Below are 15354 nucleotides of genomic sequence, written 5' to 3'. Positions count from 1 at the left end.
CGGCGTCCGCGGGGGGCTGCGGGGTTTTGGTTGGGTCCGTGACGGCCGCGGGTGATCACGCCTACAAGAGCGTCGTCGCGGGGTCACCGTCCGGAGTGGTGGCCAGCGGCACCCTCGGACGCGGGGTGTATCCCGCCGGCGCGGCCCGGATCAGCGCTTCGATGACGTGGGGCGACGACGGGATCAGCATCTCCTTCGTGTCCGGTGACACCGTCCTGGGGGATGCGCTGTATTACACCCAGTACTCGACCGCCAGTGATGGCGTCGTCGACGGAACGGTGAAGCGGGTCGGCGGCGGCTGGGGCAATTTCGTCGCGATCGAGGGCACGTCGTACTTCGACTCCGTGGTCAGGCGGCGCAATGCGTACGGACTCACCAGCGACGGGACGCTTTACCGCTGGACCGTCGACAACAACGGTGTCTGGCGGAGTAAGGTCTCCGCACCCGGATTCGCTTCGGTGAAGGCGATGACGCTGATCAGCTCCACCCTGACCTACGACACGTTCCTGGCGAACACCCGCGGCGGGGCGCTGTACACGATCCACATCCCGTCCGGCGCGCCGATGAAGCCGATCGTCAAGCAGGTCCGGAGTTCGACCTGGCAGGGCTTCGAGACGTTGATCGCGCAGCAGTGCGGCCAGTACGGCTCACTCCTGCTCGGCATCGACCGCGACACCCATCTCGGCTACCTGTACGCCGTCGGCCATGCCACCGGCCCGACCACCGTCATCCAGTCCTTCGGCAAGGTCACCACCACCTTCACCGACCCTGTCTACTTCCACTGGGAAGACGGCAACGCGACCGCCAAACCGCCCTTCGGCGAATGACAGCTCAGATGGCTTCGACGTTGTCGATCAGCCAGTGACCGGCTACTGACTGCAGGGTGAGCAGTACCCGGGTCCGCTGGAGGCTCGGCGTTTTCAGGGCTGTGGTCGTTGTGGTGGTGTCGACGAACAGGAGGACGTGCGCCGTGGTGCCGGTCGCGTCCTGGACCGCGGCCTCCTTGACGGCGGCCTTGGCGACGGCGTGCTGGCTCAGTTGCTGCGCACGGATGGCGGTCACGGTCTGGGCGAACTCGGACCCGAACTTGTCCGTCGTGACCTTCCGCGTCGCTGCTGCGTAGTCGTCGAGCTTGCGGTAGTCGTAGCTGAACAGGACGCCGACATCGGTCTGCGCGGCGGCGAGGACGTCCTTCCGGACCTGCTCGCCCGGCCCGGCGGCGTCGAGCTTCTGCTGCAGGTCGTCGGCGCGCTCCTGCTGCGTGTGCGCGTCGGCCCGCACGATGCCGACAGCAGCGATCCCGGAGCCGACGGCGACCAGCAGCAGGACGGCGAGAACGATGCTGACGACAACCGCCGGATGCAGCCGCGACCGCTGGGACGATGGGGGGTTGGACATCCGGCCGGGGTCAGCGGACGACGGGCAGATCGCCGGTGTTCTCGTTGTCCAGAGCGGCGGGGGAGTCCGGCGCCGGGGTGTGCTCGGCCTCGTCGAGCTCGATCTCTTCCTTGAAGACGAACTTGCGGTAGGACCAGAAGCGGAAGAGGGTGCCGAGTCCGAGGCCGATGAAGTTCGCGGCGATGTTGTCGGACAGCCAGGTGTGCAGGTCCAGCACGTAGCGCGAGAAGGCCAGACAGCCGGCCGCGATCAGCAGGCCGATCCCGTTCAGCACGAAGAACAGCACGTACTCACGGTGCAGGCCGCTGCGCTCACGGTGCCGCCACGTCCAGTACCGGTTGCCGAAGTACGTCACGACCGTCGCGACCGTGGTCGAGATCAGCTTCGCGGTCAGCGGCTTGTGGTGCAGCATGCCCTCGCCGGAGTCGGCGAGCACCAGCGGGTTGTTGAACACGAGCCAGTTGTAGATCGGCAGGTCGACGACGAGACCGAGCAGACCGACCAGACCGAACTTGGCCACTTCGTGCACCAGATGCTGGAACTGGCGGTACAACGTGGTGACGAGTTTCAACGGTGTTCGGCACCTTCTGTGATCACGCGCGACGGGAGGGGAGCTTCCCACGGTACCCGGCGACCGGTCCGAGGTCGAAATCGACGGAGGAGCCCGGGTGTGGCGCGGTGGCCGCCGACCGGCTGATGTTGTATGGACATTAGGCTCCGGTCTGTGAAGTTCGATCGAGAAGACCTCCCTGTCGGCACGCCGGTGGTCGGCATGGTCGGAGGCGGCCAGCTGGCCCGGATGACGCAGGAAACGGCCATCGCCCTGGGCGTCCAGCTCCGCGTGCTCGCCGAGGGCGAGACCGTCTCGGCCGCCCAGGCGGTCGCGGACGCTCCCGTCGGCGACTACAAGGACCTCGAGACGGTACGGCGGTTCGCCGCCGGGTGTGATGTGGTCACGTTCGACCACGAGCACGTGCCGACCGAGATCCTGCGCACGCTCGAGGCGGAAGGGGTGCGGGTGCACCCCGGCCCGGACGCGCTGGTGCACGCCCAGGACAAGGCCGTGATGCGCGCCCGGCTCGACACGTTCGACGCGCCGGCGCCGGCGCACCAGGTGGTCCAGACCCCCGCCGAGGTCGAGGACTTCGCCAAGCGGGTCGGCGGGTTCCCGATCATCCTCAAGACCACCCGCGGCGGGTACGACGGCAAGGGCGTCTGGTTCGTCGACGGGCCGGACGACGAGGCCGTCGCGACGGCATTCGCGAGCGGCGTGCCGATCCTGGCCGAGGAGAAGGTCGACTTCGTCCGCGAGCTGTCCGCGATCGTGGCCCGTTCGCCGCACGGCCAGGCGGTCGCGTACCCGATCGTCGAGTCGGTGCAGAAGGACGGCATCTGCGTCGAGGTCACCGCGCCCGCGCCGGGTCTGGCGCCGGAGAAGGCTGCGCAGGCTCAGCAGACCGCGCTGCGGATCGCCGGTGAGCTCGGCGTGGTCGGCGTACTCGCGGTCGAGATGTTCGAGGCGCGCGACGGACGCCTGCTGGTGAACGAGCTGGCGATGCGTCCGCACAACACCGGGCACTGGTCGATCGACGGCGCGGTGACGTCCCAGTTCGAGAACCACCTGCGCGCCGTGCTCGATCTGCCGCTCGGATCGCCGGCCGCCCGAGCGCCGTACACCGTGATGGTCAACGTGCTCGGCGGGGACGTCGACGACATGCACCGCGGTCTGCTGCACTGCATGGCCCGCGACCCGGGGCTGAAGGTCCATTTCTACGGGAAGTCGGTGAAGCCGGGCCGCAAGATCGGCCACGTCACGGCGTACGGCGACGATCTCGAGCAGACCCGCGAACGCGCGCGGCACGCCGCGGCGTACCTGACCGGCACCATCGACGAATAGGACACACGCACAGTGATCGGCATTGTGATGGGGTCGGACAGCGACTGGCCGACGATGAAGGCGGCGGCCGAGGTGTGTGCCGAGTTCGGCGTGCCCTTTGAGGCAGACGTCGTGTCGGCGCACCGGATGCCGGCCGAGATGATCGACTACGGACGGTCAGCCCACGAGCGGGGGCTGAAGGTGCTGATCGCCGGCGCCGGCGGGGCCGCGCACCTGCCGGGCATGCTCGCGTCGGTGACACCGTTGCCGGTGATCGGGGTACCGGTTCCGCTGAAATACCTGGACGGAATGGACTCTCTGCTCTCGATCGTGCAGATGCCGGCCGGAGTCCCGGTTGCGACGGTGTCAATCGGGAACGCTCGGAATGCGGGGCTGCTGGCGGTGCGGATCCTGGCCGCGTCCGACGAGAAGTTGCGGGACCGGATGATCGCGTTCCAGGAATCTCTCGCCGAAGTGGCACGCGGTAAGGGCAGCACGGTGCGTGACGGGGCGGCAGAGTTGCGTAAAGGCTGAGGCAGTCGCTGGTTTCCACAGGATGGGGGCGGGTAGTCGTGAGATCCCATTGGTTGTCGTCTAAGGTCGTCGATCGTGACTCCGCCCACTGATTCGGATACGCAGCGCATACCGGTCCGGTATTGGATCTGGTTGTTCGGCGCCGCCGTATCTCTGCTCGGCGACCTGACGATGACGTTCGCCATCGGATGGTCGGCCACCCGTCACGGCGGCGGTGTCGCCGGGCTGATCCTGCTGCTCGCGGCCGCGCCCCGGGCCGTCCTCCTGCTGATCGGCGGCGCCATCGGCGACCGGTACGGCGCGCCCCGGGTGCTGCTGGTCAGCTGCGTGGCGATGTTCCTGGTGACCGCGGCACTGGTCCCGGCGACCCAGGCCGTCGGGGAGCCCGTCTGGCTCCTGGTGATCCTTGCGCTGGTGGTCGGAGTCATCGACGCGTTCTTCCTGCCCTCGTCGCGGGCGATGCCGCGCCTGCTGGTGCCGGCCGAGCAGGTGCCCAGGGCACTGGCGAGCTTCCAGGTGACGGGGGTCGTCTTCGCGGTCAGCGGTACGGCGGTCGGCGGCGTGCTGGTCAACTGGGCCGGACTGTCGGCCGCGGCCGGCTTCGACGCGATCACCTTCGGCATCATGATCGTGGTGCTGTACCTGTTGCGCGGCACCACCGCCCAGCACGGGTCGCGCACGACCAGCATGTTGCGCTCGATCGCCGACGGGGTCCGCGCGGCGTTCGGCCGGCCGCTCACGCGCGCGCTGCTGATCACGATGACGATCGCCGCCGGCCTGCTGATGCCGATGGACGCCCTGCTGCTGCCGCTGCTCGCGCGCGACCACCACTGGGACGCCCGAACGGCGGCCATCCTGATCGCGACCCGGAGCATCGGAGTCGGTGTCGTGTCGATCCGGATCCTGGTGCGCGGCGCGTTCCAGCGCCCGGGGACGGTGGCGATGTTGGGGTTGCTGCTCGCCGCGGTCGGCTTCATCGGCCTGTCCCAGGTCACCCCGCTACCGCTCACCATCGCGGCGGCGGTGATCAGCGGCATCGGCGTCGGCACCTTCACCGGGCACGTGCTGCCACTGCTGATGAACTCGGTCGAGCGCGAGTACCAGTCCCGGCTGCAGTCGGTCATCGTGCTCTGCCAGAGCCTGGCGCTCGTCGTGATGAACCCGGTGCTCGGCAGCCTGGCCGACGTCGACAGCATCCGGATCACCGGAGTCTGCCTCGGTATCGGCGTCGCGATCGCGCTGATCGGCCTGGTGGCGCTCAGCCGGCCGGTCATCCGCAACGCGCGGGTCGCGTAACTCCTACGGCTTGCCCGGCGCCCGGTAGGTCCAGCCGGCCGCGCGCCAGGCGTCGGCGTCCATGTTCAGGCGGGCGTCGACGAGGACCGGGCTGCTGACGATCTCCCTCAGGGCGGCCGGGTCGAGCTTGCGGAACTCGGGCCACTCGGTGAGGTGCAGTACGGCGTGGGCGTCGCGGCAGGCCTCGACCGCGGTGGGGGCGTACCGCAACGTCGGGCGGACCCGCCGGGCGTTCTCCATCGCCTCCGGGTCGTAGACGGTGACGTTCGCGCCGTGCAGCTGGATCCGGCCGGCCACGTCGAGCGCGGGCGAGTCGCGGACGTCGTCCGTGCCCGCCTTGAACGCCGCGCCGAGGACGGTGACGTTCTTGCCGACCCACTCGCCGCCGAGCATCTCGTGGGTCAGGTCCACGATTCCGGCGCGGCGGTGCTGGTTGATGTCGTCGACCTCGCGCAGGAACGTGATGACCTCTTCGACGCCGAGCTCGCCGGCCCGGTGCATGAACGCGCGCAGGTCCTTCGGCAGGCAGCCGCCGCCGTACCCGGGGCCGGCGTTCAGCATGCCGCGGCCGATCCGCTTGTCGTGGCCGAGCGCGTCGGCCAGCAGCGTCACGTCGGCGCCGGTCGCGTCGGCCATCTCGGCGAGCGCGTTGATGAACGAGATCTTCGTGGCCAGGAAGGCGTTCGCGCCGCCCTTCACCAGCTCCGCGGTCGGCAGGTTGCACACGACGACCGGCGTACCCTCGCCGATCGGGGTGGCGAACACCTGGCGGAGGCGGGTCTCCGCGGCCTCGGACTGTACGCCGAACACCAGCCGGTCCGGGTGCAGCGTGTCGTCCACGCCGTGCGCCTCGCGCAGGAACTCGGGCTGCCAGGCGATCTCGATCGCCGTACCGGCCGGGGCCTCGGCGTGGAAGCGGGCCTCGACGATCTTCGACGTACCCACCGGGACCGTGGAGCGGCCGACGACCAGCGCCGGCTTCGTCAGCAGTGGGGCAAGCATGTCGACGACGGAGTGCACCTGGGCCAGGTCGGCCGCCTCGCTGCCCTCGAGCTGCGGCGTGCCGACGCAGACGAAGTGCACGTCGGCCCAGTCCGCGATCTCGTGGTAGTCCTTGGTGAACCGCAGCCGGCCGGAGTCCACGTGCTTCTTCAGCAGCGGGTCCAGGCCTGGTTCGTACAGCGGGGCCTTGCCGTCGTTCAGCAACTTCAGCCGGTGCTCGTCGATCTCGACCCCGATGACGTCGAAACCGAACTCGGCCATCCCGGCGGCGGTGTTCGCGCCGAGGTAGTTCGTGCCGATCACGGCGATCCGCAGGGGGCGGGAGGTCGCTTCACTCATGTCGGGGACTCTACCCATCGTGGTTATCAGCGGGTGACCGGTTCATGTCCGGCCCGTGCGGAGTTGGTCACTTTCGGCGTACGACGCTCTCCCCGGGCGGGTTGTTCGTCGTACTGTGTGACTCGTGAGTAACTCATTCGAGCTGTACGCGCTGCCGGAGGAGCACCAGGCGATCCGGGAGGCCGTCCGGGACGTCTGCGACGCCAAGGTCGCCCCGCACGCCGGGGACGTCGACGAGCTGGCCGAGTTCCCGAAGGCGTCGTACGACGCGCTGAAGGCGTCGGACTTCCACGCGCCGCACATCCCGGAGCAGTACGGCGGCGCCGGGGCGGACGCGCTCGCCACGGTGATCGTGATCGAGGAGGTCGCCCGGGCCTGCGCCTCGACCTCGCTGATCCCGGCCGTGAACAAGCTCGGCTCGCTGCCGCTGCTGCTGTCCGCCTCGGAGGAGGTCAAGCAGCGCTACCTGCCGCCGGTCGCCGCGGGCGACTCGATGTTCTCGTACTGCCTGTCCGAGCCCGAGGCCGGTTCGGACGCCGCCTCGATGAAGACGCGGGCGGTCCTCGACGGTGACTCGTACGTGCTGAACGGCGTGAAGCGGTGGATCACGAACGCCGGGGTCTCGGACTTCTACACGGTGTTCGCGGTGACGGATGCCTCGGCGCGCTCGCGCGGGATCTCTGCCTTCGTGGTGGAGAAGTCCGACGACGGTGTCTCGTTCGGTGCGCCGGAGAAGAAGCTCGGCATCAAGGGCTCACCGACCCGCGAGGTGTACTTCGACAACGTCCGGATCCCGGTTGCGCGGATGATCGGCGCCGAGGGCACCGGATTCGCCACCGCGATGGCGACGCTGGACCACACCCGGGTGACGATCGCCGCGCAGGCGCTCGGCATCGCGCAGGGCGCGCTGGACTATGCGCTCGGGTACGTGAAGGAGCGCAAGCAGTTCGGCAAGGCGATCGCGGAGTTCCAGGGCCTGCAGTTCATGCTCGCCGACATGGGGATGAAGATCGAGGCGGCCCGGCAGCTCACGTACTCCGCGGCCGCGCGGTCCGAACGCGGCGACGCCGACCTGACGTACTTCGGCGCCGCCGCCAAGTGCTTCGCCTCGGACGTGGCGATGGCCGTCACCACCGACGCCGTACAACTCCTCGGCGGCTACGGCTACACCCACGACTACCCGGTCGAACGCATGATGCGCGACGCCAAGATCACCCAGATCTACGAAGGCACCAACCAGGTCCAACGCATCGTCATGGCCCGCCAGCTCCTGAAGGGCCTGGGCTGACCGGCCGTTGCTTTTGGCAAGTAGTTTGGTGGACTTGGGGGGTTGCTACGGTCCGGGAATGGTGGTGGGTCGGCGAGTTGTGCTCGGGGGGATCATCTCGGCGCCGGCGGATCACAGCGACCTGAGTCCGCTACGGGAGCGTGTGGCCGGCGGATGTGAAGAGGTGGTACCACTCCTCGCGGGTGAGGCGGATCGCCGCGCCGGTGGCGGCGTCCTGGACGCGGCTCGGAGTGGTGGTGCCGATGACGATCTGCATGTTGGCGGGGTGGCGGGCGATCCAGGCGATGGCGATCGCGTCCGGCGTGACGCCGTACTTCCCGGCCAGGTCGTCGAGAGCCTCGTTCAGCGGGCCGTAGGTCTCCCGGTCGCCGATGAAGACGCCTCCGGGCGGCGGCTTCTGGACGCTGCCCCAGGTCTGGATGGTCATGCCGTTGAGGCGGCTGTAGTCGAGGACGCCGAGGTCGCGGTCGGCGGACTGCTCCAGGCCCATGATGTTGGCGGCCAGGCCCTGCGCGACCAGCGCGGCGTTCGCGATGCTGAACTGGAGCTGGTTGGCGACCAGCGGCTGACGCACCGACCTGGCGAGGAGCTCGATCTGGCCGGGCGTGTGGTTGGAGACCCCGAACGCCGCAACCTTGCCGGCCGAGTGCAGCTCGTCGAACGCGGCAGCGACCTCGTCGGGCTCCATCAGGGTGTCCGGGCGGTGCAGCAGCAGAATGTCGAGGTGGTCGGTCCGGAGCGCGGTCAGCGACTGCTCGACGCTCGAGATGATGTGCTCACGGGAGAAGTCGAAGTACCCGGAGCGGATGCCGACCTTGGACTGGATCGTGATCTGGTCGCGTTCGGATTCGGGCACGGCCTGCGCGTCGCCGTACCGCTGCTCGCAGCCGTGGGAGCCGCCGTAGATGTCGGCGTGGTCGAACATCGTCACGCCGGCATCGCGCGCCGTCCCGACCAGCTCGCGGATCTCGGCGTCGCTGAGGTTCTTGATCCGCATCAGCCCCAGCACGACCCGCGACACGGACATCCCGGCTTTGGTCAACTCAACCGTCTCCATGACAGCTGGTTGTATCACCTGTCGCCGAACACGGCCCGGATCATCTCGAGAAAGCCGTAGCCGTTGTGGTTGTCGGGGAGCAGGGCCGAGCCCTCCGTCCACTCGTTCCATGCGTTCACGGTGATGATCGGATGCGGTTGACCGTGCCGTTCGAGGAACGACTTCGCCATCAGCAGCCCCTCCCTGAACTCCTCGGGCGACGGATCGAACGTCGTCGTCCACGGGTACCGCCCGCGGACGAACTCGCGATCCTGAGCGGTCCGCGGCGACGCGTCCCACCCGACAGTCACATTCGGATAGAACGGTACGTCGAGCTCCGCGGCGTACCGCCCGTACTCCGCGAACGCGGCCGCCCGCAGCGGGCCGACGTCGGCGCGCGGGAATTCGAACCGGCCCAGGTCGGCGTGGTGGACCCAGACGTACGACGTCGCGGACCGGAACCCGAGCTTCCGTACCAGCTCGGAGGGATTGTCGAGCGTGATCGCGACTGGGAGTACGCCGATGCCCCAGACAACCGCATCCAGATGAAGCCCTTCGAAGCCCGCCTGCCGCGTCTGCTCGTCGAACCACCGCAGCGCATCGGCCGTCTCCTCGACGCCGCCGAGCCCGACGACGAGGTTGCCGAGCTCGTAGATCGTCAGCCACGGCCGGCCGTCGATGGTCAGGTAGTTCGGGCGGGCGAAGTACGTGTCGATGACGTGCCTGGCGAGCTTCTCGAAGGCGGCGCGATCGATCGCACCGTTCTTGAGCCGTTGCGGCGAGTCGTCGGCCGGATCGTCGTGCGGGAAGATGTTGACCAGCTCGTGGTTCGCCCACATCAGCGCGAACTTGATGTCGTCGCTGTTCCGCGCGGCGAGCAGTCCGTCGTCGAGGGCGCCCTGGAGATAGGGCCCGTCGTCGTACCAGTAGTAGTCGACGAGAAAGCCGTCGACGCCGTACTCCTTGGCGATGCGGATCTGATGCTCTGCCGAGGCCGGGGTCGCCTCGTCGAAACGCCCATCAAGAGGAATGCGTGGTTGCCGGTGCCCGTCGAAGCGTGGCTTCGCGGCCTCGAGCAGTTTCCACTCGTCCCAGTCCTGGCCGAACCACTTCGCGTTCCGCGGATCGGCGTGCCAATCCGGGAAGTAGTACGCCAGGACCTTCGGCCGCTCAGCCACGCCGCGGGTCCGCGCCGGCTTCCTTGCTCACCCGGTCGCCGACCTCGAGCTGCTTCCACAGCTCTCGCGGCACCTTGACCTTCTGTTTCTCGCCGCCGTCGAGCTGGACCTCGAGTCTGCGGTAGAGATTCGAGCCGTCGAACATCGCCCGCGACTTCTTCACGACGACCCCGCTCCAAGCATCCGCGTTGGCCATCAGTACTCCTTCGATCACGGTGAGTGGTCGAGTTGAGCCTAGCTCGCGGCGCGGTTCAGGAGTCGGTCGGGCCAGCCTGCGTCGGTGGCCTGGGCGATGGGGTAGCCCGAGGCCCAACGGCCTTCCCAGTGGACGTCGATGCCGGGGTTGTGGACGGAACTGCCGTCGGGAAGGAAGAGATGCGGACTGCCTTGTACTGCGTCCGTGACGGCGATGGCGTGGTCGGCCATGACTGCGCCGCGCGCTCGTCCGTCGTCCAACGCGGCGGCCAAGGCGGAGGCGTCGACGGACTCGACCTCGGCGGCGACCTCGAGGATCACCTGGCGATGGCCGATCGGGCGCGAGTCGAACCAGAACGCCCGGCGGAGCGCCGCATCCAGATCCTCGGACGCGCGCAGATCCTGCGCCTTCGCCGCATGCACGGCCTCGGCAGCGAGCAGCACGGTCGACGGATAGGTCCAGTCCGGCTGCGTCCACAGCCGGAACCCGATCTCCGGCGCCAGCTGCCCGAGCCCGACCGCCTCGCTGTCCGTCCCGGGCCGCGAGTGCGGTCCGTTGAAGAGCTCGAGCGCGAACGTGTGGTGATCGAGCCGAACCACATCGTCCAATCCGAGCTTGGTCCGCGCGGTCCGGAGCCGATGGATCGCGACATGCGCGAACGGGCAGAGCAGATCCGACCACACCTGGATCGTCCCGGCTGCGATGTTCACGCGTCCTCCTGGTGATCGGCGCCGGCCGGGTTGTTCGTGAAGTGCTCCGGCCGGATCAACACCGCCGTACGCCGATCGGCGACCATCTCGCGGTCGTACTCGTCCAGGTCCGGATGCACCCCGCCGGCCGCGGCGTAGATGTCCCGCAGCAACACCCGCAACCGCTCCGCGTCGATCCCCGGCAGCGGATCGTCCGGCCCGGCCAGCTCGACCGGTCCGGTGACGCCGATCCACTCCCAGTGCGCGCGGAACACCAGCGTCGCCCGCGGGGTCCGCCGCAGATGATTGAGCTTCGCCGTATGCCCGCGCGCGACGAACGCCACGACCGGCTCGCCCGTCAATGGGTGGTCGAGCACGCCCGCGTTCACCACCGAGGCGGCCGGCTCGCCGGACCGTCGCTGCGTGATCGCTACCGCCAGAAAATGATCCTGCCGCCCGAGTTCGTTGATCCGCTCAAGTCCTTGCATGCCACGAAGCTAACGGACCGTGGTCCGGTTATCAAGTGGCCAGAGCGTCGGCTGGATCGCCGGGTCCGTGTAATCCGGATCGGGGTTCTGCCGGACGAGCGTGTCGTTCGGATGGGCCGAGCCGGGACGCCAGCGGTTGCTCGCCGGCTGCAGGTGAATCGCGATCGATCGGCGCGGCGCCGTACTCAGGTTCGCCGAGCTCCCGTGCACCGTCCGGCAGTGATGGAAGCTGACCTGCCCACGCTTCATCCGCGGTACGACGGGGGTCGGGTCGAACCCCTGCGCCGCGATCGACGCCTCCAGGCCGGCGTTGTCCTGCGAGAAGAAGTCGAGCCCGGTCAGGGACCACCGATGGCTCCCGGGCAGGAACCCCACGGCCCCGTTCACCTCATCCACGTCGTGGAACCCGACCCACGCGGTGAGCATGTCGTCCGACGTACACGACTGCCAGTACTGCCGGTCCGTGTGCCATCCGACCTTCGCAGAACCACCCGGCGGCTTGAACAACAGCTGGTCGTGCCACAACCGGATCCCGTCCGCACCGGACAATGCGGCCGCGGTCGCACCGATCGCCGGGTGCCGGACCAAGGCGGCCAGCTCGTCGACCCGCAAGGACGAATAGTCGTTCTTCCGCAGTACGTCGCCATCCGCCGCCTGCCATCCCCAGGTCGCGGGCAGATTGGGCACCGTGTGGTCGTGGTCGCCGGCGTAGAACCGCTCCATCCCACGCTCAGCCGCATCGAGTACGTCGGACGGCACGATCACCGGCGAGATCCAGTAGCCGTGCTCATGGAAGAAGGCGAGGTCGTCTGCTCCAGGTAGCTCCATGCGGACCAATCTAGGAACCCACAGATCAGTACGGCGTTGCCGATGTTCAGGCGACTGGACACAATCTTCAGGTGTCCTTACATCGGCCCAGCGGGCTCCGCGCCGGATTCCACGCCGAGGGGTTCGCCGGGGACAGCGGTCTGCTGCACGCGGGCGAGCAGTGGGTGCCGGAGCAGTTCCTGATCCAGCCGCACGAGCATCCGGTCTGGGAGATCTACCTGCAGCAGCACGGCAGCACACACTGGGTCGCCGGCGGCGAGAGCTACGTCCTCCACCCCGGCCACCTCTTCGCCGTACCGCCCGGTGTCATCCACCATCTGGCCGGCCGCTCCGGCAACCATCACTTCTACTTCGCCGCGATCGACCGCGAACCCGTCGTACGGCGCCAGCCCGCGCTCGCCGTGCGCTGGCCGAACGGCGTCGTACACCGTGAGGCGGGAGAACTCACGCACGCATTCGCCCAACTGGTCCGCGAGGTCACCACGCGCTACGAGTACGCCGACATCGGGCTGACACTCGCCGTCGATCACCTGATGCTGGCAGTCTCCCGGCGTCTCGCGCCGGCCGCCGTACCGCAGTTGGCGATGCATCCGGCGGTGCGGACCGTGAAACGCCTGCTGGACCAGGAGTTCCACGAACGCTGGACCCTGCGCGAGCTGGGCGATCGCACCGGTCTCGCACCCGCGTACCTGGCCGAGCTGTTCACCACCGAGCTCGGCCAGCCACCCCATCGGTACCTCAACGAACGCCGGATCGACCGCGCCCGCCAGCTCCTCGAGACCAGCGACATCACGATCACCGCACTGGCCGTCAGTCTCGGCTTCAGCTCCAGCCAGCACTTCGCCCGCGTGTTCCGTCAGCTCACCGGGACCACTCCGACGGCGTTCAGATCGTCACCAGCGCGGTGACGCCGAGCGCGATGCCGACGAGGTAGGTGCCCATGGCACCGACATCGCGGAGCGGACCGTGGGTTGCGAGGTTGCGCGAAGTCAGCATTCCGAACGCGTGCACGTACCGGACGAACACGGCGGCGATCGCGAGGACGTCGACCGCCCAGCTGTCGGACAGCACCGAACAGACGAGCAGCAGCACGATCATCGTCGGGATGTACTCGGCGGCGTTGCCGTGCGCGCGGATTGCGATCAAGAGCTTGTCGGACGGGTCGCTCGGCAGTTGGTTTCCCGCGCCGCGGAGGGCCCGGTTCCGGCTGACGTTGGCGCCGAGCACGAAGAGCAGGATGCCCATCAGGGCGATGCAGACGATGGTGACGGTGTCGAGGTTCATACGAGTGCTCCTTCGAACAAGCGGCTCACGATGGTTTGACTGAGTTGGGTTCCGAGCAGGGCGTCGGTCTTGTGCATGCCGCCCGGGCAGGTGACGTTGACCTCGATCAGCCGGCCGCCGATCACGTCTAGACCGGCGATGGCGAGGCCGTGCTTACGCAGTACGGGGCCGAGCGCGGCGACGATCGCGTGATCGTGCTCGTCGGGTTCGGCCGGTGCGATCGGTGGCCCGATCCGGAAGTCGTCGACGGCGGGGCGGCGCAGTACCGCGCCGACGATCTCGCCGTCGAGCAGGAACAACCGTTTGTTGCCGTGTGCAACAGCAGGTAGGTACTGCTGGGCGATCACCTGCCGCTGCCCGCCGTGGCTCGCCGACTCCAGCAGCGCGACGGCGCCCTGGTCGTCGTGCACCAGCCACACGTCGAGTCCGGCGAACCCGTCGACCGGCTTGACCACCGCCGCGCCGACACAAGCGACGAACGACCGCAGCTCGACCGGATCCGCGCCGACGTACGTCGGTGGACAGAGTTCGGGGAAGTGCAGCGCGACGAGCTTCTCGTGCATGGCGCGGATGCCTTCCGGCCGGTTGATCACCCGCGTGCCGGCCCGCTCGACCAGATCCAGCAGGTACGTCGTGTGCAGGTACCGCGCATCGACGGGCGGATCGATCCGCAGGTGAACCAGGTCCAGCGACGCGACGTCGACGATCCCGGTCTCGAGCTCGTCCCACCAGGTCGCATCGACGATCCAGCGGTGGTCGCCGCCGGATGCCTGCCGCGGCCGGAGCCGGATCCGGCGGGCGTGAGCACGTACCCGCCCGTCGACGACGGCGAGCTCTTCCGGTCCGCAACACCAGATGTCGCTGCCCAGGTCCTGGGTCGCGCTCATCAGGCCGATGCTGGCGTCGATATCGCCGGCCAGGCCGGTCAGCGGATCGGTGACGAACAGAACGCCGCTCATGCTGCCACCTCCTCGGATGCCGCCAGATCCCCGGCGGCAGCCGCGCGCCAGAGGTCGGCGAGGTGCGGTTGCTCGGGTTCGAGCGCCCGGAGTACGTCGCGGCGGCGCACATCGTCGTACATCAGCTGCCTGAGGACGGAGACGATGCGACCGACCGCCACAGGTTCCTGTGCATCGAGGAAGCGGACCTCGAGGTAGCTCCGGCGCGGCCGAACCGGTGGGAACAACGTGCTCAGATGGGCTTCGACCCCGTCCACGAACCGCGCAGCGCCCGCAGCGAAGGCGGTGTACGACGCGACCGGATCGTCGCCGCGGAGCACCCGGTCATCGAAGCCGGTCCGGGCTGGATCGACGTCCAGCCAGGTGTTCAGCCAGCCGCCCTCGCGTGCGTGGGCCGCGGCCAGGAACGGTCCGGCCAGGTTGAGTACCCGCCACTGCTCGAACCCGGCGTGACCGGGCCACCAATCCAGGCAGACCTGCGTGGACGCGGTCCGTCGCATCATCCGGCGGCCGGCCGGTCCGATGGTGTCGAAGTGCCGCTGCATCGCGACGTACCGCGCAGAGGTCAGCTGCAGCGGCACGTCCGCTCGCGGATCGACCGGGATCGTCAGCAGGCTGATCCCGGCCCGGCCCAGGTGGCGCCGCAGGTCCGCGGTCAGCGCACCGAGGTCGCCCACCGGATCCAGCGACGGCGGCAGGCTCAGCTCGAGCTGGCCGCCCGGTTCGAACGTGATGTAAGGCGCCGCGATCGCTCCCGCGGCGGCCCGGCGTACCTGGTCGATCAGGACCACGCCGCCGTCCGCGTCGGCGACCACGTACTCCTGCTCGATCGCGACCCGGACCGTCCGCCGGCGCCCCCGCGCGAACAGGCCCGCGATCACCGGGTGAAGTTCCATGGCATCCATCGGGCCCTCCCTGATACCGTAAGGTTTCCTGTCGAAATATTGGAAGGTATCCTTACGA

General features: G+C 68.6%; 18 protein-coding genes. 6 read left to right on the top strand and 12 right to left on the bottom strand.

Translation table 11 applies throughout. The annotated features are described in order from the left end of the window. Positions 1-38: 38 nt before the first annotated feature. Positions 39-827, top strand: a complete 789-nt coding sequence (locus ACIA58_RS29650; protein WP_396407087.1) for a hypothetical protein — start codon at positions 39-41, stop codon at positions 825-827. A 4-nt stretch (positions 828-831) separates the two neighbouring features. Here ACIA58_RS29650 and ACIA58_RS29645 read toward each other — a convergent pair whose 3' ends face one another. Next, positions 832-1398 carry a hypothetical protein gene (locus tag ACIA58_RS29645; RefSeq protein WP_396407086.1) on the bottom strand — a complete coding sequence of 189 codons (567 nt, stop codon included), beginning with the start codon at positions 1396-1398 and terminating at the stop codon, positions 832-834. Positions 1399-1408: 10 nt separating this feature from the next. Beyond that, complete coding sequence (locus tag ACIA58_RS29640; RefSeq protein ID WP_396407085.1) at positions 1409-1969, bottom strand: GtrA family protein; 561 nt, start codon at positions 1967-1969, stop codon at positions 1409-1411. 153 nt (positions 1970-2122) lie between these two features. Between ACIA58_RS29640 and ACIA58_RS29635 the strand changes: the two genes are divergently transcribed. The 3 genes from ACIA58_RS29635 (at position 2123) to ACIA58_RS29625 (ending at position 5104) form a co-directional block, all read left to right on the top strand. Beyond that, entirely contained in the window at positions 2123-3295 is a 1173-nt protein-coding gene (locus ACIA58_RS29635) for a 5-(carboxyamino)imidazole ribonucleotide synthase (RefSeq protein ID WP_396407084.1), read from the top strand. A 27-nt stretch (positions 3296-3322) separates the two neighbouring features. Continuing rightward, a complete protein-coding gene (gene purE, locus ACIA58_RS29630) occupies positions 3323-3808 on the top strand; it encodes a 5-(carboxyamino)imidazole ribonucleotide mutase (RefSeq protein WP_396407827.1) in 486 nt (161 codons plus the stop codon). A 75-nt stretch (positions 3809-3883) separates the two neighbouring features. Then, positions 3884-5104 carry an MFS transporter gene (locus tag ACIA58_RS29625; RefSeq protein WP_396407083.1) on the top strand — a complete coding sequence of 407 codons (1221 nt, stop codon included), beginning with the start codon at positions 3884-3886 and terminating at the stop codon, positions 5102-5104. A 3-nt stretch (positions 5105-5107) separates the two neighbouring features. Here the strand turns inward: ACIA58_RS29625 and ACIA58_RS29620 are convergent, their stop codons facing one another. Next, positions 5108-6445 carry a UDP-glucose dehydrogenase family protein gene (locus ACIA58_RS29620; RefSeq protein ID WP_396407082.1) on the bottom strand — a complete coding sequence of 446 codons (1338 nt, stop codon included), beginning with the start codon at positions 6443-6445 and terminating at the stop codon, positions 5108-5110. A gap of 124 nt (positions 6446-6569) precedes the next feature. On the opposite strand from ACIA58_RS29620, the gene ACIA58_RS29615 reads away from it, so the two are divergent. Beyond that, on the top strand, positions 6570-7733 hold the full coding sequence (locus tag ACIA58_RS29615) for an acyl-CoA dehydrogenase family protein (protein WP_396407081.1): 1164 nt from the start codon (positions 6570-6572) through the stop codon (positions 7731-7733). A 130-nt stretch (positions 7734-7863) separates the two neighbouring features. Here ACIA58_RS29615 and ACIA58_RS29610 read toward each other — a convergent pair whose 3' ends face one another. Genes ACIA58_RS29610 through ACIA58_RS29585 form a run of 6 tightly spaced genes read right to left on the bottom strand, consistent with a single transcriptional unit; the run spans position 7864 to position 12148 of the window. Beyond that, positions 7864-8790, bottom strand: coding sequence for an aldo/keto reductase family oxidoreductase (locus ACIA58_RS29610; RefSeq protein WP_396407080.1), 927 nt, complete (start codon positions 8788-8790; stop codon positions 7864-7866). A gap of 14 nt (positions 8791-8804) precedes the next feature. Beyond that, positions 8805-9947 carry a glycoside hydrolase family 99-like domain-containing protein gene (locus tag ACIA58_RS29605; RefSeq protein ID WP_396407079.1) on the bottom strand — a complete coding sequence of 381 codons (1143 nt, stop codon included), beginning with the start codon at positions 9945-9947 and terminating at the stop codon, positions 8805-8807. Then, positions 9940-10143: a hypothetical protein gene (locus ACIA58_RS29600; protein ID WP_396407078.1), complete on the bottom strand. Its 204-nt coding sequence runs from the start codon at positions 10141-10143 to the stop codon at positions 9940-9942. Before ACIA58_RS29600 ends, ACIA58_RS29605 begins: the two co-directional genes overlap by 8 nt. A 38-nt stretch (positions 10144-10181) precedes the next feature. After that, positions 10182-10853, bottom strand: a complete 672-nt coding sequence (locus tag ACIA58_RS29595) for a DsbA family protein (RefSeq protein WP_396407077.1) — start codon at positions 10851-10853, stop codon at positions 10182-10184. Continuing rightward, positions 10850-11320 carry a pyridoxamine 5'-phosphate oxidase gene (locus ACIA58_RS29590; RefSeq protein ID WP_396407076.1) on the bottom strand — a complete coding sequence of 157 codons (471 nt, stop codon included), beginning with the start codon at positions 11318-11320 and terminating at the stop codon, positions 10850-10852. The genes ACIA58_RS29595 and ACIA58_RS29590 overlap by 4 nt, the downstream gene beginning before the upstream one ends. Before the next feature lie 9 nt (positions 11321-11329). Continuing rightward, positions 11330-12148 (bottom strand): phytanoyl-CoA dioxygenase family protein, encoded by an 819-nt coding sequence (locus tag ACIA58_RS29585; RefSeq protein ID WP_396407075.1) that lies wholly within the window; start codon positions 12146-12148, stop codon positions 11330-11332. A 71-nt stretch (positions 12149-12219) separates the two neighbouring features. Here ACIA58_RS29585 and ACIA58_RS29580 point away from each other — a divergent pair, with 71 nt between their 5' ends. After that, on the top strand, positions 12220-13056 hold the full coding sequence (locus tag ACIA58_RS29580; protein WP_396407074.1) for a helix-turn-helix domain-containing protein: 837 nt from the start codon (positions 12220-12222) through the stop codon (positions 13054-13056). Here ACIA58_RS29580 and ACIA58_RS29575 read toward each other — a convergent pair. The 3 genes from ACIA58_RS29575 to ACIA58_RS29565 are packed head-to-tail and all read right to left on the bottom strand — an operon-like array spanning position 13034 to position 15296. After that, complete coding sequence (locus tag ACIA58_RS29575) at positions 13034-13432, bottom strand: MAPEG family protein (RefSeq protein WP_396407073.1); 399 nt, start codon at positions 13430-13432, stop codon at positions 13034-13036. The two genes, ACIA58_RS29580 and ACIA58_RS29575, sit on opposite strands and share 23 nt — an antisense overlap. Beyond that, positions 13429-14391 (bottom strand): hypothetical protein, encoded by a 963-nt coding sequence (locus tag ACIA58_RS29570; RefSeq protein ID WP_396407072.1) that lies wholly within the window; start codon positions 14389-14391, stop codon positions 13429-13431. The genes ACIA58_RS29575 and ACIA58_RS29570 overlap by 4 nt, the downstream gene beginning before the upstream one ends. Beyond that, positions 14388-15296 (bottom strand): glutamate-cysteine ligase family protein, encoded by a 909-nt coding sequence (locus tag ACIA58_RS29565; RefSeq protein ID WP_396407071.1) that lies wholly within the window; start codon positions 15294-15296, stop codon positions 14388-14390. Before ACIA58_RS29565 ends, ACIA58_RS29570 begins: the two co-directional genes overlap by 4 nt. Positions 15297-15354: the final 58 nt, after the last annotated feature.

The organism is Kribbella sp. NPDC051586, assembly GCF_044453965.1.
GTDB lineage: Bacteria > Actinomycetota > Actinomycetes > Propionibacteriales > Kribbellaceae > Kribbella.
Note: the sequence above shows the minus strand (reverse complement) of the source record. Positions and strands in the feature narration are given on the sequence as shown.

What these genes read in the sequence shown, in the direction of transcription:
- ACIA58_RS29645 (WP_396407086.1), bottom strand. Translation starts at nt 1,398, where the DNA reads ATGTCCAACCCCCCATCGTCCCAGCGGTCGCGGCTGCATCCGGCGGTT.
- purE (WP_396407827.1), top strand. Translation starts at nt 3,323, where the DNA reads ATGGGGTCGGACAGCGACTGGCCGACGATGAAGGCGGCGGCCGAGGTG.
- ACIA58_RS29620 (WP_396407082.1), bottom strand. Translation starts at nt 6,445, where the DNA reads ATGAGTGAAGCGACCTCCCGCCCCCTGCGGATCGCCGTGATCGGCACG.
- ACIA58_RS29610 (WP_396407080.1), bottom strand. Translation starts at nt 8,790, where the DNA reads ATGGAGACGGTTGAGTTGACCAAAGCCGGGATGTCCGTGTCGCGGGTC.
- ACIA58_RS29600 (WP_396407078.1), bottom strand. Translation starts at nt 10,143, where the DNA reads ATGGCCAACGCGGATGCTTGGAGCGGGGTCGTCGTGAAGAAGTCGCGG.
- ACIA58_RS29590 (WP_396407076.1), bottom strand. Translation starts at nt 11,320, where the DNA reads ATGCAAGGACTTGAGCGGATCAACGAACTCGGGCGGCAGGATCATTTT.
- ACIA58_RS29585 (WP_396407075.1), bottom strand. Translation starts at nt 12,148, where the DNA reads ATGGAGCTACCTGGAGCAGACGACCTCGCCTTCTTCCATGAGCACGGC.
- ACIA58_RS29575 (WP_396407073.1), bottom strand. Translation starts at nt 13,432, where the DNA reads ATGAACCTCGACACCGTCACCATCGTCTGCATCGCCCTGATGGGCATC.
- ACIA58_RS29570 (WP_396407072.1), bottom strand. Translation starts at nt 14,391, where the DNA reads ATGAGCGGCGTTCTGTTCGTCACCGATCCGCTGACCGGCCTGGCCGGC.
- ACIA58_RS29565 (WP_396407071.1), bottom strand. Translation starts at nt 15,296, where the DNA reads ATGGATGCCATGGAACTTCACCCGGTGATCGCGGGCCTGTTCGCGCGG.